Here is a 23,288-nt window from a genome sequence, read left to right on the forward strand (position 1 = left end):
GCCGAGGCTCAGTTGAGCACCACCAGGCGGTTGGGCAGCTCGTTGCGCGATTGGGTCAGGGGCACGTGCTCCTTGAGCAGCTCGCCGCTGGACTCGATGCAGTCGAGAAAGCCCTGCAAGGTCTGGCCCTGCTTCACCTGCTGGGTAAAGGCCTGGACGATAGCGTTCCAGCGCTTGTTGTCCAGGCGCCTGGAGATGCCCTCGTCCACCAGGATCTCCACGTAGCGCTCGGCCTCGCTGACGAAGATCAACACCCCGGTACCGCCCAGGGTGTGGTGCAGGTTCTGCTCGAGGAACTGGCGGCGGGCCAGGTTCGAGGCCCGCCAGTGCCGCACCGAGCGCGGGATCAGCCGGGTGGTGATCCGCGGCAGGCGGAACACCAGGCACAGCACGATGAAGGTCGCCCATTGCACCAGCAGCAACAGGTGCATGTTCAGCCAGCCGGTGGCGTAGTGCACCAGGCCCGGCACCACCAGCGCCAGCAGGCTGGCCCAGAGCAGCGGGATATAGGCGTAGTCGTCGGCCCGCGCGGCCAGCACCGTCACCAGCTCGGCGTCGGTCTGCTGTTCCACCCGGGCGATGGCTTCGGCCACCTGGCGTTGTTCGTATTCACTCAGTAGTGCCATGTCGTTGGATATCCGTTGTTTTTATTGAATTACCAGCTACCGGACGAACCGCCGCCGCCAAAACTGCCGCCGCCACCGCTGAAACCACCGCCGCCGCTGGAACCACCACCGAAACCACCGCCGCCAAAACCACCGGAGCCCCCGCGACCACCGCCGCTGGGCAGGATACCGAGCATCTGCGCGACCATCATGCTGAGGATGAACAGCAATACCAGGAAGATGAACAACAGCGGATGGCGCTCGACGAAGTCGCCCTGTTCTTGCCCCTGGGCATTGCCATAGGCCGTGGCCGGTTCGTCCAGCGGCGTGCCGCCCAGCACCAGCAACATGGCCGAGACGCCATCGTCGATACCCTTGCTGAACTGACCGCTCTTGAACGCCGGGACCATCACCTGGTTGATGATCACCGAGGCCTGGGCATCGGTCAGACGATCCTCCAAGCCGTACCCCACTTCGATACGCAACTTGTGTTCATCGCGAGCGACGATCAGCAACGCGCCATTGTTCTTGTCCTTCTGGCCGATCCCCCAGTGGCGCCCTAACCGGTAACCGAAGTCCTCGATGCTGGCGCCCTGCAGGTTGGCCAGAGTCACGACCACCACTTGCTCGCCGGTCGCCTGCTCATGGGCCTGGAGTTCATCGCTCAAGCGGGCCCGGGTCGCAGGCTCGATCAACTGCGCATCGTCCACTACCCGGCCACTCAGTGCCGGGAACTTCAGCTCGGCCTGAACCGTGGCCGCAAAGACCCAGAACAGCAGCACCAGGCCGATTTTATAGAGTCGCATCAATATCCGCCCTCAATGACTTCTCGCTTGCACTACCAATTGGCGGACGCCCCGCCACCGCCAAAACCGCCACCGCCGCCTCTGGAGCCGTCCGAATCCGAGCTGGAACTGCTGGACTCGAACCAGTCGAATGAGCCGCTGCTCGAACTGCTGTCGCGCTCGGCCGTGACCACCACCCTGCCGGGCAGCTTTGGGAACAGGCTCTCAAGCGGCACCGCTGTCGCCGTGACCGGTACGGGCTTGACCTGGACAGCGGGCTGCGGCGAACGCAACGGCACCCCATCCGTGGGTGCGGGCCCAGACGGCGCCACTCACCCGCCATGACGACGGCAGCGCGCTTCGCAGCACGCGCTGCCAGAGACTCATCAGAACTTCACTTGCGGGGCCTTGTCGGCGTCGGGGCTGGTGGCCTCGAACGACTCGCGCACCGGCAGGTCGCTGTACATCAGGCTGTGCCACAGGCGACCGGGGAAGGTGCGGATCTCGGTGTTGTACTTCTGCACCGCCAGGATGAAGTCACGCCGGGCCACGGCGATGCGGTTCTCGGTGCCCTCGAGCTGGGATTGCAGGGCCAGGAAGTTCTGGTTGGCCTTGAGATCCGGATAGCGCTCGGACACCACCATCAGGCGGCTCAAGGCGCCGCTGAGCTGGTCCTGGGCCTGCTGGAACCGCTTGAGCTGCTCCGGGTTGTCCAGGGTCTTGGCGTCCACCTGGATCGAGGTCGCCTTGGCCCGCGCCTCGATCACCGCGGTCAGGGTTTCCTGCTCGTGCTTGGCGTAGCCCTTGACGGTCTCCACCAGGTTGGGGATCAGGTCGGCACGGCGCTGGTACTGGTTCTGCACCTGGCCCCAATCGGCCTTGACCTGCTCGTCGAGGGTCGGGATGTTGTTGATGCCGCAGCCGCTGAGCAGGCTGGTAAGCAGCAACAGGACAGCGACAGGCCAGCTCGAACGCAGGCTTTGGGTGATGTTCATGGGTGGGGCTCCTTGCACAACCTGGTTGAAGAGAACTTTTGCCCGTTCTTGCGGCCCTGGCAGAGCAAAATCTGCCCACGCCACTGGAATGCATCGGGCTGATGGGCTAAAAGATGCCCAGCGCGAAAAAGAGTTCAGAAGTGTGCGGGAATTATCTGAACAACAATAGCCGCTCCCTAAATTTTGGCTGTTCGGCGCGTCACTCATGCGTCGGTCTTGAGCCCTTGAGAACAAATTCATGAAGAAGCTGTGTTTGCTGGGGCTGCTGGTCAGCCTGGCCAGTCACCCTGTATTGGCCGACTCTGCCCCGGTCCCCTTGGAGAACAAGGAAGCCTTTATCACCGATCTGCTCAAGCGGATGACCCTGCAGGAAAAGATCGGCCAGTTGCGCCTGATCAGCATCGGCCCGGAAATGCCCCGGGAACTGATCCGCAAGGAGATCGCCGCCGGTAACATCGGTGCCACCTTCAACTCCATCTCTCGTCCGGAAAACCGGCCGATGCAGGACGCGGCCATGCGCAGCCGCCTGAAGATCCCGATGTTCTTCGCCTATGACGTGATCCATGGCCACCGGACCATCTTCCCCATCAGCCTGGCCCTGGCCTCCAGCTGGGACATGGACGCCATCGGCCGCTCCGGGCGCATCGCCGCCCAGGAAGCCAGCGCCGACAGCCTGGACATCACCTTCGCACCGATGGTCGACATCTCCCGCGATGCCCGCTGGGGCCGGACCTCCGAAGGCTTCGGCGAAGACACCTACCTGGTCTCGCGAATCGCCAAGGTCATGGTCAACGCCTACCAGGGCAAGAGCCCGGCGGCACCCGACAGCATCATGGCCAGCGTCAAGCACTTCGCCCTGTATGGCGCGGTGGAAGGCGGTCGCGACTACAACATCGTCGACATGAGCCCGGTGAAGATGTACCAGGACTACCTGCCACCCTACCGCGCGGCGATCGACGCCGGGGCCGGCGGGGTGATGGTGGCCCTGAACTCGATCAATGGCGTGCCCGCCACCTCCAACACCTGGTTGATGAACGACCTGTTGCGCAAGGAGTGGGGCTTCAAGGGCCTGGCGGTGAGCGACCACGGCGCGATCATCGAACTGATCCGCCATGGCGTCGCCAAGGACGGCCGCGAGGCCGCCAAGCTGGCGATCAAGGCCGGCATCGACATGAGCATGAACGACTCGCTGTACGGCAAGGAATTGCCCGGGCTGCTCAAGTCCGGCGAGATCGAAGAGAAGGACATCGACAACGCCGTGCGTGAAGTCCTGGGGGCCAAGTACGACATGGGCCTGTTCAAGGATCCGTACCTGCGCATCGGCAAGGCCGAGGACGACCCGGCCGACACCAACGCCGAGAGCCGCCTGCACCGCAGCGACGCTCGGGATATCGCCCGGCGCAGCCTGGTATTGCTGAAGAACCAGAACGACACCCTGCCGCTGAAAAAGACCGCGAAGATTGCCGTGGTCGGCCCATTGGCCAAGGCACCGATCGACATGATGGGCAGTTGGGCCGCCGCTGGCGTGCCGGCACAATCGGTGACCCTCTACGACGGCATGCGCAATGTGCTGGGCGACCAGGCCCGGCTGGTCTACGCCCGGGGCTCGAACATCACCGACGACAAGAAGGTGGTGGACTACCTGAACTTCCTCAACTTCGACGCCCCGGAAGTGGTGGACGACCCACGCCCGGCGCAGCAGATGATCGACGAGGCCGTGAAGGCGGCCCAGGCCTCGGACGTGATCGTCGCCGCCGTGGGCGAATCGCGGGGCATGTCCCATGAATCCTCGAGCCGCACCGAGCTGAACATCCCGGCCAACCAGCGAGCGCTGATCAAGGCCCTCAAGGCCACCGGCAAGCCGCTGGTGCTGGTATTGATGAATGGCCGGCCGCTGACCCTGCTGGAGGAAAACCAGCAGGCCGACGCGATCCTGGAAACCTGGTTCAGCGGCACCGAGGGCGGCAACGCCATCGCCGACGTGTTGTTCGGCGACTACAACCCCTCGGGCAAGCTGCCGATCACCTTCCCGCGTTCCGTGGGCCAGATCCCGACCTACTACAACCACCTGACCATCGGCCGGCCGTTCACCCCCGGCAAGCCGGGCAACTACACCTCGCAGTACTTCGACGACATCACCGGCCCGCTGTTCCCGTTCGGCTATGGCTTGAGCTACACCCGCTTCAGCCTGTCGGACATGGCCCTGTCCTCCACCACCCTGCACAAGGGCGGCAAGCTGGAGGCCAGCGTGACCTTGAAGAACACCGGCAAGCGCGATGGCGAGACCGTGGTGCAGTTGTATATCCAGGATGTGGCCGGCTCGATCATTCGTCCGATCAAGGAGCTGAAGAACTTCCAGAAGGTCATGCTCAAGGCCGGCGAAGAGAAGGTCATCCGCTTCGACATCAGCGAGGACGACCTGAAGTTCTACAACGCCCAGCTCAAGTACGCCGCCGAACCAGGCGACTTCAACGTACAGATCGGCCTGGACTCCCGGGACGTCCAGCAACAGAGCTTCGAACTGCTCTGATCCCCCTCACCGGCTGGCGCATGACCTGCGCCGGCCGACTCCTTCCGCAATCCCCTGTAATCCCCGCAATCGCTACGGTATCTACAGTCAGCCGTATCAGCCGTGACGGTCAGTCGCGACGATCCAGCAGGTTGACCACCAGGCGATCGACCCAGCCCCAGATCCGCTGCTTGATCCGGCGCCACAGGGGGCGATTGCGCCACACCGCCAGGCTGACCTCCTCGCTCTGGGCAAAGTCCCTCTCGAAACTCGCCACCACGGCGGCGGTCAGCGCCGGGTCCAGGGCCTCCAGGTTGGCTTCCAGGTTGAAGCGCAGGTTCCAGTGGTCGAAGTTGCAGGAACCGACGCTCACCCAATCGTCCACCAGCACCATCTTCAGGTGCAGGAAACAGGGCTGGTACTCGAAGATCCGCACTCCGGCCTTGAGCAGGCGCGGATAGTAGCGGTGCCCGGCATAGCGCACCGCCGGATGGTCGGTACGGGGCCCGGTCAGCAGCAGGCGCACATCCAGGCCCCGGGCCGCCGCCTTGCGCAGCGAGCGGCGCACCGACCATGTGGGCAGGAAGTACGGCGTGGCCAGCCAGACGCGCCGCTGGCCACTGTGCAGGGCGCGGATCAACGAATGCAGGATGTCGCGATGCTGGCGGGCATCGGCATAGGCCACCCGGCCCATGCCCTCGCCGCTATCGGGCAGGCGCGGCAAGCGTTGCAGGCCGAAGTCGACGGTGGGTTTCCAGGCTCCACGATGCGGGTTGGCATCCCATTGGCGGTCGAACAGCACCTGCCAGTCAGCCACCATCGGACCAGTAATCTGCACCATCACCTCGTGCCAGTCGCAACTGTTGCGCTCCGGCAGCCAGAATTCGTCAGTGACCCCGGTCCCCCCCACCACCGCCAGGCAACGGTCCACCAACAACAGCTTGCGATGATCACGATAGAGGTTGAGCCAGCCCTGGCGCCACTGCAGGCGGTTGTACAGGCGCAGCTCGACGCCGGCGTCGGTCAAGCTGCGGCGCAGGGCCGGGGTGAAGGCCAGGCTGCCATAGTCGTCGAACAGGCAGCGCACCCGCACGCCGCGCTCGGCGGCCTGGACCAGGGCCTGGACCATGGCTTGCGCGCAGGAGCCGGCCTCCACCAGGTACAGCTCCAGCTCTACCTGCTGCTGGGCGCGAGCGATGGCCACCAGCATGCGCGGGAAGAACTCGGGCCCGTCGACCAGTAACTCGAAGCGGTTGCCTTCACGCCAGGGAAAAACCGCTGCGCGCATTTCAGCGCGCCGTGAAGATCAGTACCGCACCTACCGGTACCGAGAAACTGATGGCCGACAACCCGGCGACCTTGCGCAGGCTGTCCAGGCCCGGCGCCAGGTTGAAATCCTCGGCGTTGAGGACCAGGGGCTCCAGGGTCACCACCTGGAAACGCCGCTCGTCCAGGCGCGTGGCCAGCAACTCGGCGTTGTAGGTGTGCTCCTGGCCGTGCAGGCTCACCGTGACCGGCAGCAGCAGTTCGATCTGTGCGCCATTGGCCAGGTCGTTGATGGGCCGCAGGTTGATCTGCGCCGTGACCTGGGCTTCGGGAAACTGCTGGACCTGGAACAGCTCCTGGCGCATGCGTTCGTCACGCAGGGGAATGCCGCTGCTGACCGAATCCAGCTCCAGCTGCAACTGGGCCAGTCCCTTGCCATCGACCTTGCCGTGCAGCACCAGGAAGCGCTGGACCTCGGAAATGCTGGCGTTCTTGGTGGTCACGAAGGAAATACGCGAGGACTCGTTGTCCAGGTACCAGTTGGCCTGGGCCGGAAGGGCCAGCACTGCCAGCAGGCTGAGAAGAAGGCGGATCGAGGTAGGCATGCAAGCTCCCATGAACAGAAGGCGCCACCTTAACCGGCTGCCGGGAGGCTGGCAAACCTCCCGGCGATCGCTTGCCCGCCCTCCGTGAATGACCGCCCCCGGCGCTAGAAGCGGTAGGTGTAGTTGAAGAAGAAGCGCTCCGAGCGGTGGCTGACGATGCCCGCCGGCCCCCTGGAGATGCTCCGGCGCAGGACATCATCAGGCTCGCCCCGGGTACGAAAGCGAGTAGGCAGCCAGGCCAGTTCCAGCCGATTCGTTGCGCGGGCCGGAACCCTCGATACGGCTCAGGTTGAGGCTCAAGCCCCCTCGCTCATACCCCAGGTCCTGGCCCAGGACCGCTGCCGGCAGGATCCGGGTAAAGCGGTCGTCGGTGTACAGCTCGAGCTGGAGGCTCTTTTTCCCCACTCCGCCACTCAGGGTCCAGCCTTCGTCGACCCAGCGTCCACGCACATACAACTCCAGGCGCTTGGCGATACCGTGGGGGCTTTGCACGCTGCGGTCGGCCCGCAGGTTGCCGATGCTGTCGGCCTTGCTTGCCACATGCAGGGCATCGGCCAGGCCATAGCCGTAATCCAGCCCCAGCACATCGCGGTACCAGCCGGAGCTGAAGTTGAACTGCGCGGCCTGGCCCCATTCATCCCGGGTCGGAGCGATACCGCCGTTGGCATTTTCTTTCCAGTAGGACTGGCCGTAGCGCAAGGACAGCCGACTGTCCTGGATAAAGCCCTCAGCCCCCGCCTCGCTCCCCAACAGCCAGCACAACACACCCGCCAGACAACGCTGCTGCGCACGCATGGGATCACCTGTTCTTATGCTTGGAATGGGTGTCATGGCCATCGCCAAGATGGCCTGGCCGCTATTGTCGGGGTCGCCAGGCAAAGGACAACGATCATTGATTCCGCAGGATGGAACCCATGGGCAGCGGATGAGATCAGGCGAGGTGTTTCTGCAACTGCATGACGGTTTCGGCCAGCAACGCCAGGTGCCGGTGGCGTACCTGCTCCACAAAGGACAGATCCTGCGGCCAATGCAGGGCAATGCTGCCCACCACCCGGCCCTCGACCTGCAGCGGCAGGGCCACGGCGCGAATCAGGAACGGCAGGCGCATCGGATACTCCCAATAACCCTCGGTACGCTGGCTGAAGCCCAGCTGTTGGAACTGCAGGCCGGAGTGTTGCCAGGTCTCGAGCGACACGGCCTCTCGCACAGCCAGGCGCTCGACTTCTTCCCAAGGCAAGGCCCCTAGGCAGGCCTTGCCCATGGCCGAATGAAACAGGCTGGCGTGCTGGCCGACCACGCGGCTGCTACTGCTGGGATAGCGCTTGCGCAAGACCTCGGGCACCACGCTCTCCAGGACCTCCAGGTGCTCACCGTCGAAACTCGACAGGTCGCTGACCAGTCCGGTGCGGGCGCTCAGTTCCAGCAGCCAGGGCCCGGCGCGCTCGGCCAGTTGGCGCTTGGAGCGCTGCCGGCTGTCACCGAACAGGCTGCGGGCACTCAGGCAATAGCGTCGGTCGCTCAGGCCACGGTAGATCCAGCCTTGCTCTTGCAGGGTCAGCAACAGGCGCGACACCGTGGCCTTGGGCAGGCCGGTCAGGTAGTGCAACTCTTCAAGGCCCAGGGCCTGGTGCAGGCCAAGCAGTTCGACGATGGCCAGGGCCCGCTCCACTGAACGCACGCCTGCGCTTTCTACCTTGCTGGCCATGGCCCGGACTCCCTGCTTGAGGATGAGTAAGGAATTTCCCAGCAAGATACGGGCCTCCTCGACCTCGCCATCGTCCCGGCCTGGTTACCGGATATTGCCAGGCGGTCGCCGGCTCACCCATTGCGTGAGCTGTTCATGGGCCTGGGCCAGTTGCAACACGGCCAGGTCGGCGTGGGGCGGACCGATGATCTGCATGCCCATGGGCAGGCCCGCCGGGTTGAAGCCCACCGGGATACTGATGCAGGGCAAGCCGGCCAGGGTCGGGCCGATCACCACTTCCATCCAGCGGTGATAGGTGTCCATTGCCTGCCCGGCGACCTGGCGTGGCCAGGCCTGGCGTGCATCGAAAGGAAACACCTGGGCGGTGGGCAGCAGCAGGAAATCGTAACGCTCGAACAAGCGCAACAGCGCCCGGTACCAATCGCTGCGACTCTGGCAGGCGCGATACACATCGGCCGCACCGAGGCTGGCCCCGCCCTCCACCTCCCAGCGGGCCTCGGGCTTGAGCCAGCGGCGCTTGTCCGGATCGTTGTACAGCGGCCCCAGAGTGCCCTGGACCAGCCAGTGCCGGTGCACCAGCCAGCAATCCCACAACTGGGCCAGGGAGAACTCCGGCTGGCAGTTGTCCACTTCGCAACCCAGGTCGAGAAAATCCCCCAGGGCCTTCTCGCACAGCGCCAGCACTCCCTGCTCCATGGCCAGGTAACCGTTGTAGTCCCCCAGCCAGCCCAGGCGCAGCCCGCGCACATCCCGCTGCAGGGACGCACCCAGCGCGGCCGGGTCATCCTTCAACGACAGGGGCGCGCGGGGATCGTAGCCGGCCTGGGTCGCCAGCAGCCGTGCGACGTCGGCCACGGTGCGGCCCATGGGGCCCTCGGTAGCCAGTTGCTGGACGAACAGCTCCGGCGCCGGGCCATGGGGCACCCGACCCAGGGAGGGGCGCATGCCGAACACGTTGTTGAACGCCGCCGGGTTGCGCAGCGAGCCCATCATGTCGCTGCCATCGGCCACCGGCAGCATGCGCAGCGCCAAGGCTACCGCCGCCCCGCCGCTACTGCCGCCGGCGCTCAGGCGGCTATCGTAAGCATTGCCGGTAGTGCCGAACAGCTGGTTGTAGGTATGCGAGCCCAGGCCGAACTCCGGGACATTGCTCTTGCCCACGATCAGCGCCCCACTGGCGCGTACCCGGGCCACACTGATGGCATCCTCGCCGGGCACCTGGGTGGCGAACAGCGGCGAGCCCAGGCTGGTGGTCAGCCCGGCGGTGGCTGCCAGGTCCTTGACCGCCTGGGGCATGCCATGCATCCAGCCCAGGGATTGACCCCGGGCCAGTTGCCGGTCGCGCTGCTCGGCTTCGTCCAGGAGGATTTCGGGCTCACGCAGAGAAACCAGGGCATTGGCCTGTGGATTCACACGCTCGATCTGCGTCAGGTAGGCCTGCATCACCTCCCGACAGGACAGCTCGCGGCCGTGAATCGCCGCGGACAACGCCAGGGCATCGAGTTCGACGATCGAGTCGCCAGCCACGGACTCGTGAAGCTGGGTCAAGAGGCACCTCCCAGGGGCAAGGTAGTGGGTTTGTTCTGCCTGAGCGGATCGTGCAGGCAGTAGATGGCCAGCAAGCTCAGCATCGACGTCAGCAATACATAGAACGCAGGCGCCACCGGCGTGGCCATGGTCTTGCTCAGCCAGGTCACCACCAGCGGCGCGAATCCACCGAACAGCATCACGGCTACGTTATACGCCACCGACACGCCAGTGGAACGCACCTCGATGGGAAACTGCTCGGCCAGGGCGGTGGGCGCAGGGCCGAAGCAACCGCCGATGGCGCTGCACAGCAGCAACTGCATCACCAGCAGGCGCTCGATGGACGGCGCGGCCACGACCCAGGCATACAAGGGATAGACCATGACGAAGAACGCCAGGGTGAAGGCCATCAGCACCGGTCGCCGGCCATGACGGTCGGATAATGCCCCGGCCAGCGGGATGACCAGGGTCATCAGCGCTACCGCAAGCATCTGTACCAGCAGCACCTGGTCCAGGGGCAAGCCAAGATTGTTATGGGCGAAGGTCGGCATGTTCACCAGCAGTACATAGAACGATACGGTACCGCCGCACCCCAGCCCCATGGCCACCAGGATGCCCCGGCGATGGGTACGGATGATCTCCAGCAGCGCCGGGCCATTGCCCCGCACCTGCTTGCGGGCCTCGACGAAGACCTCCGGTTCGTCCATGTACTTGCGAATCCACAAACCCAGCGGACCGATCAACAGGCCGAACACGAAGGGCAGGCGCCATCCCCACTGCTCCAGGGCCTGGGGCGAGAAAAAATGCGTCACCGCCGCCGCCATCGCCGCTCCACTGAACACCGCCAGGCACTGCCCGACCAGTTGCCAGGAACCGTACAGGCCCTTGCGGTGGGGCGGCGCACTCTCCACCAGGTAGGCCGTGGCGCTGGCATATTCACCACCGGTGGCGAACCCCTGGAGCATGCGCGCCACCACCACCAGCAACGGCGCGCCAAGCCCGATGGCGGCGTAGCTGGGGGTGAAGACGATGATCGCGATGGCCAGGGTCATCAGCTGAATGATCAGCAGCATGGCCGCCTTGCGCCCCTTGCGATCGGCATAGATCCCCAGCAGCACACCGCCCACCGGACGCATGAAGAAGCCCACGCCGAAGGTGGCCAGCGCCATCAGCAGCGAGGTGTATTCATCGCTGCCGGGGAAGAACTGGTGGGCGATGAAGCTGGCGAGAAAGCCGTAGACGATGAAGTCGTACCACTCCAGGGCATTGCCGATGACGGCGGCAACCACTTGCCGGGTCTTGGAAGCAGCGGGGGTCGAGAGACTCATGGGAAGCTCCACACGGACTTTTGAGCCTTCTTGCGGGCTCGTTGAAGTGCCGGGCGCACGCAAGGGCACCCGGGGGAACCGGCAAATACCTGGCAGACGACGCTCAGAGCGGCTTGAGCCAACTCTCCGCCAGGGCTCCCCAGTAGGCGGCGCCGGTGAGCAGGATGTCGTCGTTGAAGTCGTAGGCCGGGTTATGCACCATCGGCTGTCCCATGCCATTGCCGATGAACAGGTAGCTGCCCGGGCAACGCTGGAGCATCCAGCCGAAGTCCTCGCTGCCCATCAGCTTCGGCGTATCGCCATCCACCGCGTCCTCGCCCAGCAGTTCCACGGCTACCTGCCGGGCGAACTCGGTCTCGGCCGGACTGTTGACCAGCACCGGATAGGCTGGGCGATGGAGGATGCTGGCGGTGCAGCCATAGCTTGCGGCCTGGGTCTGGATGATCGCCCTGACCCGCTCCAGCATCTGTTCGCGCACCGGTGCATCGAGGGCCCGCAGGCTCAGGCGCAGCAGGGCCTGCTGGGGAATCACGTTGGCGGCCTCGCCAGCCTGCAGGGCGCCGACGGTGACCACCGCCGCCCGTTGCGCATCGATGTTTCGCGCCACCACTGTCTGCAACGCCATGACCATGCTGGCCGCCGCCACCAGCGGATCCACCGCCAGGTGCGGCATGGAACCATGGCCACCCACACCTTCGACCACTACCTCGAGCAGGTCCTGGGACGCCATCATCGCTCCCTGGCGAAACCCCAGGTGCCCCGCCGGCAAGCCCGGCATGTTGTGCAGGCCGAACAGCGCATCGCAGGGGAAACGCTCCAGCAAGCCATCGGCGAGCATGGCCTCGGCACCGCCCTGGCCCTCCTCCGCCGGCTGGAAGATCAGGTTCAGGGTGCCGTCGAACTGCCGGGTGGCCGCCAGGTAGCGGGCAGCGCCGAGCAGGATGGTGGTGTGGCCGTCATGCCCGCAGGCGTGCATGCAGCCGTGGTGGCGGCTGCTGTGGGCCGCGTCGCTGGCCTCGACGATAGGCAGGGCGTCCATGTCAGCCCGCAGGCCCAGGGTGCGCGAGCTGCTGCCGTTGCGCAGGACGCCCACCACACCGGTGCAGCCGATGCCCTGGTGCACCTCGTAGCCCCAGTCTTGCAGGCAGCGAGCCACCAGTGCCGCCGTGCGGTTTTCCTGGAACCCCAGCTCGGGGTGGGCATGGATGTCGTGGCGGATGGCACGCAAGTCGCCGGCGATGTCGTTGAGCCAGGCAAGGATGTGCTGGTGTCGGGTCATGGCGTCTGTCCTCTAGCCGGGAGGGTTCCCGTTCTTGTTGTACGCAGCTCGGTGGTAGCTAACCGCGAAGCCGGCGCCAGGGACAATCGAATGTGGTTCCACAGGATGGAACCACAGGCGGTTCAGGGGTCGAGGCGGCAGCCCTGCCGATCCCCCTGCCAGGTAGCGCTGTGGGTCCGCCCCAGGGCGCTGGCGGTGATCCGCCGTGATGCCGGCTCATCGACCAGGTTGCTGATGGGCAGGTACTGGCGCACGTAGCCGCGGCAGTAATCAGCCGGATGCTCCATCACATAGCGGCAGGAGCAATATTCCTTGGCGGTATAGGCGCCGAGGATATCCGGGAATGCCTGGAGCGCCTCCCGTTGCTGCCAGGCCCAGCCCGATAGCGCCAGCGACCCGGCCAGCAGCAGGACGAAGGCCCGGCTCATGGCTGCTCCTGGGGAGCAAATACCGCCAGCACCCGCTTGAGCAACTCGTTGTGCTGGTAGCTGCCGTCGCGATCGTCGCCATAGCGCACGATCACCAGGCGCTGCTGCGGCACTATGTACAGCGCCTGGCCCCAATGGCCCAGGGCGGCGTAGGTATCCGCCGGCGCATCCGGCCAGGGCCGGGGGGCGCCGTCCACGGCACGATTGAGCCACCAGTGCCCACCCGCCACGGCAACGTCCTGGCCCGCCCGGTAACCGGCGAACGGCGTGCGGCAGAACTCGACCCAGGCCCTGGGCAGCAACTGCTGGTCGTGCCAGCGTCCCTCGCGCTGCATCAACAGGCCGACGCGGGCCAGGTCCCGGGCACTCATATAAAGGTAGGAAGACGCCACGAAGGTGCCAGCCGCATCCCGCTCCCATACGGCCTGGCGGATCCCCAGGGGCTCGAATAGGGCCTGCCAGGGATAGTCCGGGTATTGCTGCGCCCCCAGCATGCCGCGCAGGCTGGCCGCCAACAGGTTGCTGTCGCCGCTGGAATAGCGAAAGGCCCGGCCCGGTGGGCTGGCCGCCTGGTGCTGTGCGGCGAAGGCCGCCATGTCGCGGTGGCCCCGGGTGTAGAGCATGGCCACCACCGATGAATTGAGCGGCGCGTACTCGTAGTCTTCCTGCCAGTCCAGGCCCGAGGCCCAGTGCAAAAGGTCGGCCACGGTGATGCCGGGGTGGGGCTTGAGCGCCGGATAGAAATTCGCCGCCGGGTCTTGCAGGCCGAAGCGCCCCTGGCCGAACGCGACGCCCATGAGCACCGCCAGCAGGCTCTTGCTGGCGGACCAGATCAGGTGGGGAGTCTGTGGCCCGGTCTCGCCGGCATAGCGTTCGTAGACCAGGCGGCCATCACGCACCACCAGCAGGGCATCGGTGCGTACCCCCTGGCGCGACTCGTCGTCACGCGGGGCGAAGGCATAGGCCTCCAGGGCCTGCAGCGCCGGCCCTGGGGGCAAGGGTTCGCGCGGCCATTGCTCGGCCGGCCAGTCCTCGGCCCGGGCCGGCAGGCCGAGCACGACAAGCAGCGCCAGCAGGATCGAGCCCTTGGCCATGGACGACACTCGAGAAAAACCGATGGCCGAGCCTAATCGAGGTTGATGACAGTTTTGCTGCAAGCGCCGAAGGTCAGCGCCCAGCCGGTTGCTGCAAGGCCGCCAGGGCCTTGGCCAGGCGCTGGGCCCGGGCGCCGGCGGCCAGCTCGAGCAGGGCCTGGTCGCGGCTCCACTGTTCGCGCCAGAACTCGGGCCCTTGGGCGAATGCCATGGCGATCTCCGGCTTCAGGGCTTCGAACTGCACGAACAATCCGCCCAGCAGGACGTGCCCGCCGGCCAGGGCCGGGTTCTGCCGGCTGGCTTCGGCACAACCGGCCAGCAACGCCAGCAATTGCAGGAGCAGCGGCTGCGGCCAGCCGCTGTCCTGGCCGACGCCATGGAGCCAGGCCGCCATGGCGCTGAGGACATAGATGTCTTCCAGGGTGCGGAAGGGTTTGACATAGGCATCCCAGCCATCGCCGGCCAGCAGTTCACAGGCGGCATTGTCCAGGAGCAGGCAACCGTGGCTGATCTCCGGCATCAGGGCGATCGCCGGCAGAGTCTGGACCTTGACCCCGGGCTCGCCCGGATACACCACCGTCAGCCGCAGCGCCGCCCGCTCCCCGGGGGCCTCGCAACGGGCCGCCACCAGCAGCCAGTCGGCGGCATCCCCGGCGGTGACGAAATCCTTGCGCCCATGCAAGCGCAAATCCTGCAGCCGGGTCTGCATGTCCGCCGGGCGCAGGCTGCGACGTTCAGTCGCGCACAAGGCGCCCAGGCTCAGCGGCGCACTGGGCCACAACATGCGCAATGCCGCCTGGTAACCCACCAGGAACGCCAGGCCCGGGGTCGCCATCAGACGCCCACCAAGCATCGCCAGCTCGAATGGCGTGACAGTGCCCAGGCGGGCCAGCAAAGCGCCGTACCCCTCCGCCAGATCAGGGGTTGCGGGCAGTCGTTCATGGCTCTCGAGCAGGGCTTGCCAGGGCATTTCGAAGGTCCTCAGGGGCTGTCACACAAGCATCACCAAAGTTTCATGGCGATGACACCGCGGCTACATAGCCTGACTTTGCACAACAAAGTCGATTGGCTGCAACCCAAGGCGGGTCGCTGGCCCGCACGGAGATTCACGATGACTCAGATCGCCCGCATCAACGACACCGGTACTGAACGCCGCCTGCAAGCCGAACGCCTGGTCGGCGCCCAGGCCCTGCAGGAAGCCCAAGCCCTGCGGTTCAAGGTCTTCAGCGGCGAGTTCAACGCCAAGCTCAAGGGCGCGGAGCTGGGTCTGGACATGGACGACTACGATGTTCATTGCAGCCATATCGGGGTACGCGACCTGAACAGCGGGTGCCTGGTGGCCACCACTCGCCTGCTGGACCACCAGGCCGCCAGCAGCCTGGGGCGCTTCTACAGTGAAGAGGAATTCAGCCTGCACGGCCTGGTGCAACTCCAGGGCCCGATCCTGGAGATCGGCCGTACCTGCGTCGACCCGGCCTACCGCAACGGCGGCACCATCGCCGTGCTCTGGGGCGAGCTGGCCGAAGTCCTCAACGAGGGTGGCTACAGCTACCTGATGGGTTGCGCCAGCATCCCGATGCAGGACGGTGGAGTGCAGGCCCATGCGATCATGCAGCGCCTGCGCGAGCGCTACCTGAGCACCGAGCACCTGCGGGCCGAGCCCAGGCACCCACTGCCGAACCTGGACCTGCCGTCCAACGTCATCGCCGAGATGCCACCGCTGCTCAAGGCCTACATGCGCCTGGGGGCGAAGATCTGCGGCGAGCCCTGCTGGGACCAGGACTTCCAGGTGGCCGACGTGTTCATCCTGCTCAAGCGCGACGAGCTGTGCCCACGCTACGCCCGCCACTTCAAGGCGGCCGTGTGATGCGCCGGCCAAGGGTCTACGGGCGTATCGCCCGGGTGCTGCTGGTGGTGGCGCTGGGCCTGGGCATGGCCAGTATCTTCGGCGTGCTGGAACGCCTGGGGATCAGCAACTCCATGGTCCGCCGCCAGCGCTGGTCGCGGTTCTTCATGGCTCGCCTGGGCAACGCCCTGCCCTTTCGCGTCACGGTGCACGGTCAACTCCCACGCCAGCCCATGCTCTGGGTCAGCAACCATGTGTCCTGGACCGACATCCCGTTGCTGGGCATGCTCACTCCGCTGTCGTTCCTGTCCAAGGCCGAGGTGCGCACCTGGCCGGTGGCCGGATGGTTGGCCGCCAAGGCCGGCAGCCTGTTCATCCGCCGCGGCGCCGGCGACAGCCAGCTGATCCGCAAGCAGATGACCCGGCACCTGCAGGAACAGCATCCGCTGCTGCTGTTCCCCGAAGGCACCACCACCGATGGCCGTGCCCTGCGGACCTTCCATGGACGCTTGCTGGCCAGCGCCATCGAGGCCGAGGTCTGCCTGCAACCCGTGGCGATCCGCTACCTGCGCGACGGCCAGGTCGACGACCTGGCGCCCTTCATCGGCGACGACGACCTGCTGTCTCACCTGTTGCGCCTGTTCGCCAACGACCAGGGCCAGGTGGAGATCCACCTGCTCAAGCCGATCCCCTGCCAGGGCCAGGAACGCGCGGCACTGGCCTTCCAGGCCCAGCAGGCGGTCCAGAAAGCCTTGTTCGGCGATCCCTTGCCGCCGGCCGAACCACGCCGCGCTGGCGAACTGGTCGCTGCCTGAGTGGAATCAGCGCCCCGGCGACGGGGCGGTGTACTGCTCGGCGAAGGCCTGCAGTTGCGGGTAGAACTCGCGAAAATCCTCGCTCAAGGGCTGGTACAGCCGTTCCAGCTCGCCCATGGCCGCGGTCAACTCCTCGGGTCGCGACAAGCGGCGGGCAATCCCCCGCAGGACCTGCTCCAGCACCTGGAAATCCCGATAGGAGCCCAGCCAGTCATCGGCCGCCATATAGGGTGCGATCTGCGCCAGGCGCCCCGGCAGTCGTGGCTCGGCGGCCAGCGCCCGGTACACGTCGGCGGTGAACGCCTGCAAGGGGCGGTCGGCGTACTGTGCCCAGTCACGGGCCAGGCAGTGGTCGAAGAACACATCGATGACGATGCCGGCGTAGCGCCTGCGGGTCTGGGCGAAACGCGCCAGCGCCGCCGTCACCACAGGGTGGCTGTCGGTATAGGTGTCGATGCGCCGATGCAGCTGGATCGCCGCCTCGACCTCGGGAGCGAACTGCCCTTGCAGGCGACCTTTGACGAAGTCGCCGTAGAGGCTGCCCAGTAATTGACCCGGGCGCTGGCCGCCGAGGTGCAGATGTGCGAGATAATTCATCCGCGCAGCTTAGCACTGCGCACCTCATATCGTTATAACCCGATATACCGATAAAGACTGAACTAAGATCGAAATCATATTGGTATATCGCGAAATAACGATTTAAATTTCGCCTCATCGCGATACAACGTTTCATGGAAAAGCGAGCAACGCCATGTCCATCGACCTCGACGAAATAATAAAAGCCCTGGCGCATCCGGTTCGCAGGGAAATCCTGCACTGGCTGAAAGATCCGACAGTCGAATTCCCCGACCAGGCCCACAGCAACGAGCACGGTGTGTGCGCCGGGCAGATCGACCAACGCTGCGGCCTGTCGCAGTCGACCGTCTCGGCCCACCTGGCGACCCTGCAGCGTGCCGGCCTGGTCAGCAGCCGCAAAGTCGGCCAATGGCATTTTTTCAAACGCAACGAAGAAACCATCCAGCAGTTCCTCACGCAAATGAGCCAACAGCTCTGACCTGACAAGGACCCGATAATGCCCCTATCGCTTCTCATCCTGGCCTTGAGTGCCTTCGCCATCGGCACCACCGAGTTCGTCATCATGGGCCTGCTGCCCGATGTCGCGGCGGACCTCGGGGTGTCGATTCCTGGCGCCGGCTGGCTGGTGACCGGCTACGCCCTGGGCGTGGCCATCGGCGCGCCGTTCATGGCCCTGGCTACTGCCCGGCTGCCACGCAAGGCCGCCCTGGTGACGCTGATGGGGATCTTCATTATCGGCAACCTGCTGTGTGCACTGGCCAGTGACTACACCGTGCTGATGTTCGCACGGGTAATCACGGCGCTGTGCCACGGTGCCTTCTTCGGTATCGGTTCTGTGGTGGCCGCCGGCCTGGTGCCGGCCAACAAGCGTGCCTCGGCCGTGGCCCTGATGTTCACCGGCCTGACGCTGGCCAACGTGCTCGGCGTTCCCCTGGGAACCGCGCTGGGCCAGGAAGCCGGCTGGCGCTCGACCTTCTGGGCGGTGACCGTGATCGGCGTGGTGGCGCTGTTCGGCCTGCTGCGTTTCCTGCCGGCCAAGCGCGATGAGGAAAAGCTCGACATGCGTGCGGAGCTGGCAGCCCTCAAGGGTGCCGGGATCTGGTTGTCCCTGGGCATGACCGCATTGTTCGCGGCGTCGATGTTCACCCTGTTCACCTATGTCGCGCCGCTGCTGGGCGATGTGACCGGGGTGTCGCCCAAGGGCGTGACCTGGACCCTGCTGCTGATCGGCCTGGGCCTGACCCTGGGCAACATCATCGGCGGCAAGATGGCCGACAAGCGCCTGGGGGCCACCCTGGTGGGTGTGTTCGCCGCCATGGCCGTGGTCTCCACGGTACTGACCTGGACCAGCGTGGCGCTGATCCCCACGGAGATCACCCTGTTCCTCTGGGCCACCGCCTCCTTCGCCGCGGTCCCGGCCCTGCAGGTCAACGTGGTGACCTTCGGCAAGGCCGCACCCAACCTGGTTTCGACCCTGAACATCGGCGCCTTCAACATCGGCAACGCCCTGGGCGCCTGGGTCGGCGGCAGCGTCATCGCCCACGGCTTCGGCCTCACCAGCGTGCCGCTGGCAGCCGCGGCGCTGGCGATCCTGGCCCTGCTGGTAACGCTGATCACTTTCCGCCAGGGCGGCAACGCCGAACTGGCTCCGGCAACCCACTGATAGCTTCCCTACCCTTTAGAAGAAGGCTGTATCCCATGACGACTCTCTTTGATCCGATCAAGCTCGGCGACCTCGAACTGTCCAACCGCATCATCATGGCGCCGCTGACCCGCTGCCGCGCCGACGCTGGCCGGGTGCCCAACGCCCTGATGGCCGAGTACTACGTGCAGCGGGCCTCGGCCGGGCTGATCCTCAGCGAAGCCACCTCGGTGACGCCGATGGGCGTGGGCTACCCGGATACCCCCGGCATCTGGTCCAACGACCAGGTCCGTGGCTGGGCCAACGTGACCAAGGCGGTGCACGGCGCCGGCGGCAAGATCTTCATGCAGCTGTGGCACGTGGGGCGGATTTCCCATCCTTCCTACCTGGACGGCGAAACCCCGGTAGGCCCCAGCGCCATCCAGCCCAAGGGCCACGTCAGCCTGGTGCGCCCGCTGGCCGACTTCCCTACTCCGCGAGCCCTGGAAACCGCCGAGATCGCCGATGTGATCGAGGCCTACCGAGTCGGTGCGGAAAATGCCAAGGCCGCCGGTTTCGACGGTGTGGAAGTCCACGCAGCCAACGGTTACCTACTGGACCAGTTCCTGCAGAGCACCACCAACCAGCGTACCGACCAATATGGCGGCTCCCTGGAGAACCGTGCTCGCCTGCTGCTGGAAGTGACCGACGCGATGATCGAGATCTGGGGCGCCGGCCGCGTCGGCGTACATTTGTCGCCACGGGCCGACCTGCACGACATGGGGGATGCCGACCTGGCGCAGACCTTCCTGTATGTCGCCCGTGAACTGGGCAAGCGCGGCATCGCCTTCATCTGTGCCCGCGAGAAGGAAGGCACCGACAGCCTGGGCCCACGGCTCAAGGAAGCCTTCGGCGGCCTGTACATCGCCAACGAGCGCTTCACCAAGGACAGCGCCAATGCCTGGCTGGCCGAAGGCAAGGCCGACGCGGTGGCCTTCGGCGTCCCCTTCATCGCCAACCCGGACCTGCCGGCCCGCCTGAAAGTCGATGCGCCACTGAACGAACCGCATCCTGAGACCTTCTATGCCAAGGGCCCGGTCGGCTACATCGACTACCCGATGCTGTAAGCATTGCCCATGAAAAAGCCCCGGTTCACCAGAGCCGGGGCTTTTTATTGCCTGCCTGTATGCCGTGAGAATCAGCGTTTGCGCTGGGCCCAAGCCACGGCAAGGCCACTGAGGCAGATCACCGCGATGCCTACCAGACCGTAGCTGTCCGGGGTATGGCCGAAGATCAGGTAGCCGTACATTCCGGCGAACAAGATCTGCCCGTAACTGAAGGGCGCCAGCATCGCCGGAGCGGCATGGCGGAACGCCTGGGTCAGCAGCAGGTGGCCGAACATGCCACAGGCGCCCAGGCCGATCATGAACAGACCATGGACCAGGCTCGGAGTGCTCCAGAAGAACGGCAACAACGCGCTCATGATCAGGCTGTTGATGATGCCGATGAGGAAATTGCTGGTGGTCGGGCTATCGATGCCGCTGAGTTTGCGGGTCAGCAATTGATAGAAGCCGAAGCACAGCGCCGATCCCAGGGGAAAGAGGATCGCCGGGGTGAACAGCGAACCACCGGGGCGCACCACGATCAGCACGCCAACGAAGCCGATCAGCACCGCCAGCCACTGGGCGCGGCTGACCCGCTCGCCCAGGAACGGCACGGACAAGGCAGTGACCAGCAATGGCGCGAGGAAGTTGACCGCGGTGGCTTCAGCCAGGGGGATATAGCGCAGGCCGGTGGTGAACAGCAGGCTGGTGCCGATCATGCACAGGGCCCGCAGCAATTGCAGGCCGGGACGCTTGGTCCGCACCACGGCGGAAAAACCACTGCGCGGCACGAACACCACCAGCATCAACAGGGTATGGACCACATAGCGGGCCCAGACCACCATCACGATCGGATAGAAGGCCGAAAGGTACTTGGACAGTGTGTCGTGGCTGGCGAAGAGCAAGACCGCCAGGCACATCAGGACGATACCCTTCAGGGGATGATCCGCGCCTTTGAATGGTGAAGGGCTCACACTCATTCACATCCCCGCAACAAATTGCCTACAAAATACATAGCTCGCTATCTATCAAGACAGGACCGGCCCGGTATATAAATGCCCCCCGTTTGACCCTGTGGTCCGGGGAGGCATGGCTTCATTGCGCAGATCTTGACATAACCAGATTCAATTACGCATTTTGTCTTAATGACGAAGGTTAGGGCTCAGGCGCAACATATCGAGTCCGATATCGACCCAACGCTCCGCCTCGGTATGCAGGACAAAGCTGTCCGGAGCCAACAACCACTGGTAGAGAAGACCGTCGACGAAGGCTCGCATGCTGATGGCTGCCCGCCTTGTATCGAGATCCGCGGGCAATTGCCCACGATTCACCGCGTTGCTCAACGTCTGCTCGATATGCAGGTTGCACTCCAGGCTGGCCGCGCGGCGCTGACGACGCAGGTCGCACATTTCATCGGTGAACTCGCACTTATGAAACAGAATTTCATTGATGCGTCGGGTTTTCGGGTCCAGGGCAACTTGGTGAAACAGATGAATGAGCAATTTGCGCATCCAACCCAGAGGGTCCACTTCATCCACATCCTCGCTGGCGGCCGCCATCTCGCCCAAGGGTTCGTGCAGGCTGTCGAGCATGGCCTGGACCAGGTCGGCCTTGTTGCTGAAATGCCAGTAGATCGCGCCACGCGTGACTCCCGCCAACGTCGCGATATCGGCCAGGGTGGTCCGCGCCACGCCTCGCTCGTAAAAGGCCTTCTCGGCCGCCTCGAGTATCTGGGCGCGGGTTTCTTGAGCTTCCTCTTTGGTACGACGGACCATGGCAGTACAACCTCGATCAGGATCTTTCAGCGATGCGCAAAGACCTTCTGAATAAATATGGAACGACATCTCGAGTGCCGTTTACCCAACCTACAATTCAACACTTGCGGGAGCTTTTGTAACCGGATGGGTACGCCACCAGGGTATTTACAAACAGACATGTACGTAAGTATATTCCTTAGCAAGCTACTTATCCACTCAGCCAACTCTTTTTACCTTTCCACTTTTCTTGTGCGCATCTCGCGTGCCTGACCCGAGGATCTTCATGCAACTCAAGCCAGCTGTTACCGCTCTGGTCACTGCCGTCGCCCTGGCATCGCTGCTCAGCGGATGTAAAAAGGAAGAGGCGGCCCCCGCCCCTCAAGCACCTCAGGTCGGCGTCGTCACCCTGCAACCACAAGCCTTTACCCTGACCTCCGAACTCCCGGGCCGGACCACTGCGTTCCGTATCGCCGAAGTTCGTCCACAGGTAAACGGAATCATCCTCAAACGCCTGTTCAAGGAAGGCGGTGATGTGAAGGAAGGCCAGCAGCTCTATCAGATCGACCCATCGATCTATGAGGCAACGCTGAAGAGCGCTGAAGCGAACCTGCAATCGACCCGTTCGATTTCCGATCGCTACAAACAACTGGTCAACGAGCAGGCCGTGAGCCGCCAGGAATACGATACGGCCGTGGCCAACCGCCTGCAGTCCGAGGCCGCGCTGCAAAATGCCCAGATCAACCTGCGCTACACCAAGGTGCTGTCACCGCTGACCGGTCGCATCGGCCGCTCTTCGGTCACTGAAGGCGCTCTGGTGAGCAATGGCCAGTCGACGGCCATGGCGGTGATCCAGCAGTTGGATCCGATCTACGTCGACGTCACCCAGTCGTCGGTGGAACTGCTGGAGTTGCGTCGCGAGCTGGAAAGCGGCCGCCTGCAGAAAGTTGGCGACAACGCCGCCAAGGTCAAGCTGACCCTGGAAGACGGCAGCCAGTACAAGCTCGACGGCAAGCTGGAATTCTCCGAAGTCTCGGTGGACGAGACCACCGGCTCGGTGACCCTGCGTGCGGTATTCCCCAACCCCGAGCACACCCTGTTGCCCGGCATGTTCGTGCATGCCCAGTTGCAAGCCGGGGTCAACAGCGCGGCGATCCTGGCACCACAGCAAGGCGTGACCCGTGACCTCAAGGGTACCCCGACCGCCCTGGTGGTAGGTGCCGACAACAAGGTCGAGCTGCGCCAGCTCAAGGCCAGCCGCACCGTCGGCAGCCAGTGGCTGGTGGAAGACGGCCTGAAGGCCGGCGATCGCCTGATCACCGAAGGCCTGCAGTTCGTCAAGCCCGGCATCGAGGTCAAGGCCACCGAAGCCACCAACGTATCTGCGAAGAACCCGGCCCCTGCCCAGGCAACAGGCAAGACTGCAGGCGGCAAAGGGGAGTAAACC

The 23,288-nt window shown here is 64.8% G+C and carries 23 protein-coding genes; 7 read left to right on the forward strand and 16 right to left on the reverse strand.

Going from position 1 to position 23,288, the window contains the following annotated elements:
• Positions 1-8: 8 nt before the first annotated feature.
• The 3 genes from ACK6AU_RS13340 to ACK6AU_RS13350 all read right to left on the reverse strand — a co-directional run bounded on the left by ACK6AU_RS13340 (position 9) and on the right by ACK6AU_RS13350 (position 2,385).
• On the reverse strand, positions 9-626 hold the full coding sequence (locus tag ACK6AU_RS13340; protein WP_185697930.1) for a TPM domain-containing protein: 618 nt from the start codon (positions 624-626) through the stop codon (positions 9-11).
• Positions 627-655: 29 nt separating this feature from the next.
• Positions 656-1,411, reverse strand: a complete 756-nt coding sequence (locus ACK6AU_RS13345; RefSeq protein WP_185697929.1) for a YgcG family protein — start codon at positions 1,409-1,411, stop codon at positions 656-658.
• A 365-nt stretch (positions 1,412-1,776) separates the two neighbouring features.
• Positions 1,777-2,385, reverse strand: a complete 609-nt coding sequence (locus ACK6AU_RS13350) for a LemA family protein (RefSeq protein ID WP_185697928.1) — start codon at positions 2,383-2,385, stop codon at positions 1,777-1,779.
• Between the two features lie 238 nt (positions 2,386-2,623).
• Here ACK6AU_RS13350 and bglX point away from each other — a divergent pair, with 238 nt between their 5' ends.
• Positions 2,624-4,915 carry a beta-glucosidase BglX gene (gene bglX / locus ACK6AU_RS13355; protein ID WP_185697927.1) on the forward strand — a complete coding sequence of 764 codons (2,292 nt, stop codon included), beginning with the start codon at positions 2,624-2,626 and terminating at the stop codon, positions 4,913-4,915.
• A 109-nt stretch (positions 4,916-5,024) separates the two neighbouring features.
• Here the strand turns inward: bglX and ACK6AU_RS13360 are convergent, their stop codons facing one another.
• The 10 genes from ACK6AU_RS13360 to ACK6AU_RS13405 form a co-directional block, all read right to left on the reverse strand.
• A complete protein-coding gene (locus ACK6AU_RS13360) occupies positions 5,025-6,182 on the reverse strand; it encodes a phospholipase D-like domain-containing protein (RefSeq protein WP_409299582.1) in 1,158 nt (385 codons plus the stop codon).
• A gap of 1 nt (position 6,183) precedes the next feature.
• Positions 6,184-6,765: a YceI family protein gene (locus ACK6AU_RS13365; RefSeq protein WP_409299583.1), complete on the reverse strand. Its 582-nt coding sequence runs from the start codon at positions 6,763-6,765 to the stop codon at positions 6,184-6,186.
• 198 nt (positions 6,766-6,963) lie between these two features.
• Entirely contained in the window at positions 6,964-7,560 is a 597-nt protein-coding gene (locus ACK6AU_RS13370; RefSeq protein ID WP_409299584.1) for a hypothetical protein, read from the reverse strand.
• 136 nt (positions 7,561-7,696) lie between these two features.
• On the reverse strand, positions 7,697-8,470 hold the full coding sequence (locus ACK6AU_RS13375) for an IclR family transcriptional regulator (RefSeq protein ID WP_409299585.1): 774 nt from the start codon (positions 8,468-8,470) through the stop codon (positions 7,697-7,699).
• An 84-nt stretch (positions 8,471-8,554) separates the two neighbouring features.
• Complete coding sequence (locus ACK6AU_RS13380; RefSeq protein WP_221775151.1) at positions 8,555-10,018, reverse strand: amidase; 1,464 nt, start codon at positions 10,016-10,018, stop codon at positions 8,555-8,557.
• Positions 10,015-11,325: an MFS transporter gene (locus ACK6AU_RS13385; protein WP_185697923.1), complete on the reverse strand. Its 1,311-nt coding sequence runs from the start codon at positions 11,323-11,325 to the stop codon at positions 10,015-10,017. The genes ACK6AU_RS13380 and ACK6AU_RS13385 overlap by 4 nt, the downstream gene beginning before the upstream one ends.
• A 103-nt stretch (positions 11,326-11,428) precedes the next feature.
• Entirely contained in the window at positions 11,429-12,604 is a 1,176-nt protein-coding gene (locus tag ACK6AU_RS13390) for a M20 aminoacylase family protein (protein WP_185697922.1), read from the reverse strand.
• 122 nt (positions 12,605-12,726) lie between these two features.
• Entirely contained in the window at positions 12,727-13,032 is a 306-nt protein-coding gene (locus ACK6AU_RS13395) for an amidase (RefSeq protein WP_409299586.1), read from the reverse strand.
• Positions 13,029-14,126 carry a serine hydrolase domain-containing protein gene (locus ACK6AU_RS13400; RefSeq protein WP_409299587.1) on the reverse strand — a complete coding sequence of 366 codons (1,098 nt, stop codon included), beginning with the start codon at positions 14,124-14,126 and terminating at the stop codon, positions 13,029-13,031. The genes ACK6AU_RS13395 and ACK6AU_RS13400 overlap by 4 nt, the downstream gene beginning before the upstream one ends.
• Before the next feature lie 73 nt (positions 14,127-14,199).
• The gene (locus ACK6AU_RS13405; RefSeq protein WP_409299588.1) at positions 14,200-15,096 is read right to left on the reverse strand and encodes an acyl-CoA dehydrogenase; all 897 of its coding nucleotides are present in this window, start codon (positions 15,094-15,096) and stop codon (positions 14,200-14,202) included.
• Between the two features lie 141 nt (positions 15,097-15,237).
• Between ACK6AU_RS13405 and olsB the strand changes: the two genes are divergently transcribed.
• Both olsB and ACK6AU_RS13415 read left to right on the forward strand, forming a co-directional pair.
• On the forward strand, positions 15,238-15,993 hold the full coding sequence (olsB, locus tag ACK6AU_RS13410; protein WP_185697919.1) for an L-ornithine N(alpha)-acyltransferase: 756 nt from the start codon (positions 15,238-15,240) through the stop codon (positions 15,991-15,993).
• Positions 15,993-16,787 carry a lysophospholipid acyltransferase family protein gene (locus ACK6AU_RS13415; protein WP_185697918.1) on the forward strand — a complete coding sequence of 265 codons (795 nt, stop codon included), beginning with the start codon at positions 15,993-15,995 and terminating at the stop codon, positions 16,785-16,787. The genes olsB and ACK6AU_RS13415 overlap by 1 nt, the downstream gene beginning before the upstream one ends.
• Before the next feature lie 6 nt (positions 16,788-16,793).
• Here the strand turns inward: ACK6AU_RS13415 and ACK6AU_RS13420 are convergent, their stop codons facing one another.
• Positions 16,794-17,384 carry an ACP phosphodiesterase gene (locus ACK6AU_RS13420; protein ID WP_409299589.1) on the reverse strand — a complete coding sequence of 197 codons (591 nt, stop codon included), beginning with the start codon at positions 17,382-17,384 and terminating at the stop codon, positions 16,794-16,796.
• Positions 17,385-17,538: 154 nt separating this feature from the next.
• Between ACK6AU_RS13420 and ACK6AU_RS13425 the strand changes: the two genes are divergently transcribed.
• The 3 genes from ACK6AU_RS13425 to ACK6AU_RS13435 are packed head-to-tail and all read left to right on the forward strand — an operon-like array spanning position 17,539 to position 20,111.
• Entirely contained in the window at positions 17,539-17,841 is a 303-nt protein-coding gene (locus tag ACK6AU_RS13425; protein WP_185697916.1) for a helix-turn-helix transcriptional regulator, read from the forward strand.
• Positions 17,842-17,859: 18 nt separating this feature from the next.
• Positions 17,860-19,026: an MFS transporter gene (locus ACK6AU_RS13430; RefSeq protein ID WP_409299590.1), complete on the forward strand. Its 1,167-nt coding sequence runs from the start codon at positions 17,860-17,862 to the stop codon at positions 19,024-19,026.
• 35 nt (positions 19,027-19,061) lie between these two features.
• Complete coding sequence (locus ACK6AU_RS13435; protein ID WP_409299591.1) at positions 19,062-20,111, forward strand: alkene reductase; 1,050 nt, start codon at positions 19,062-19,064, stop codon at positions 20,109-20,111.
• 71 nt (positions 20,112-20,182) lie between these two features.
• Here ACK6AU_RS13435 and ACK6AU_RS13440 read toward each other — a convergent pair whose 3' ends face one another.
• Together ACK6AU_RS13440 and emhR are read right to left on the reverse strand one after the other, a co-directional pair.
• The gene (locus ACK6AU_RS13440; protein WP_185697914.1) at positions 20,183-21,067 is read right to left on the reverse strand and encodes a DMT family transporter; all 885 of its coding nucleotides are present in this window, start codon (positions 21,065-21,067) and stop codon (positions 20,183-20,185) included.
• Positions 21,068-21,229: 162 nt separating this feature from the next.
• The gene (gene emhR, locus ACK6AU_RS13445; RefSeq protein ID WP_185698146.1) at positions 21,230-21,862 is read right to left on the reverse strand and encodes an efflux system transcriptional repressor EmhR; all 633 of its coding nucleotides are present in this window, start codon (positions 21,860-21,862) and stop codon (positions 21,230-21,232) included.
• A 265-nt stretch (positions 21,863-22,127) separates the two neighbouring features.
• Between emhR and emhA the strand changes: the two genes are divergently transcribed.
• The gene (gene emhA, locus ACK6AU_RS13450) at positions 22,128-23,285 is read left to right on the forward strand and encodes an efflux RND transporter periplasmic adaptor subunit EmhA (RefSeq protein ID WP_185697913.1); all 1,158 of its coding nucleotides are present in this window, start codon (positions 22,128-22,130) and stop codon (positions 23,283-23,285) included.
• Positions 23,286-23,288: the final 3 nt, after the last annotated feature.

Origin of the sequence: Pseudomonas sp. KCJK8993, assembly GCF_046230915.1 — a bacterium.
Lineage (GTDB): Bacteria > Pseudomonadota > Gammaproteobacteria > Pseudomonadales > Pseudomonadaceae > Aquipseudomonas > Aquipseudomonas piscis.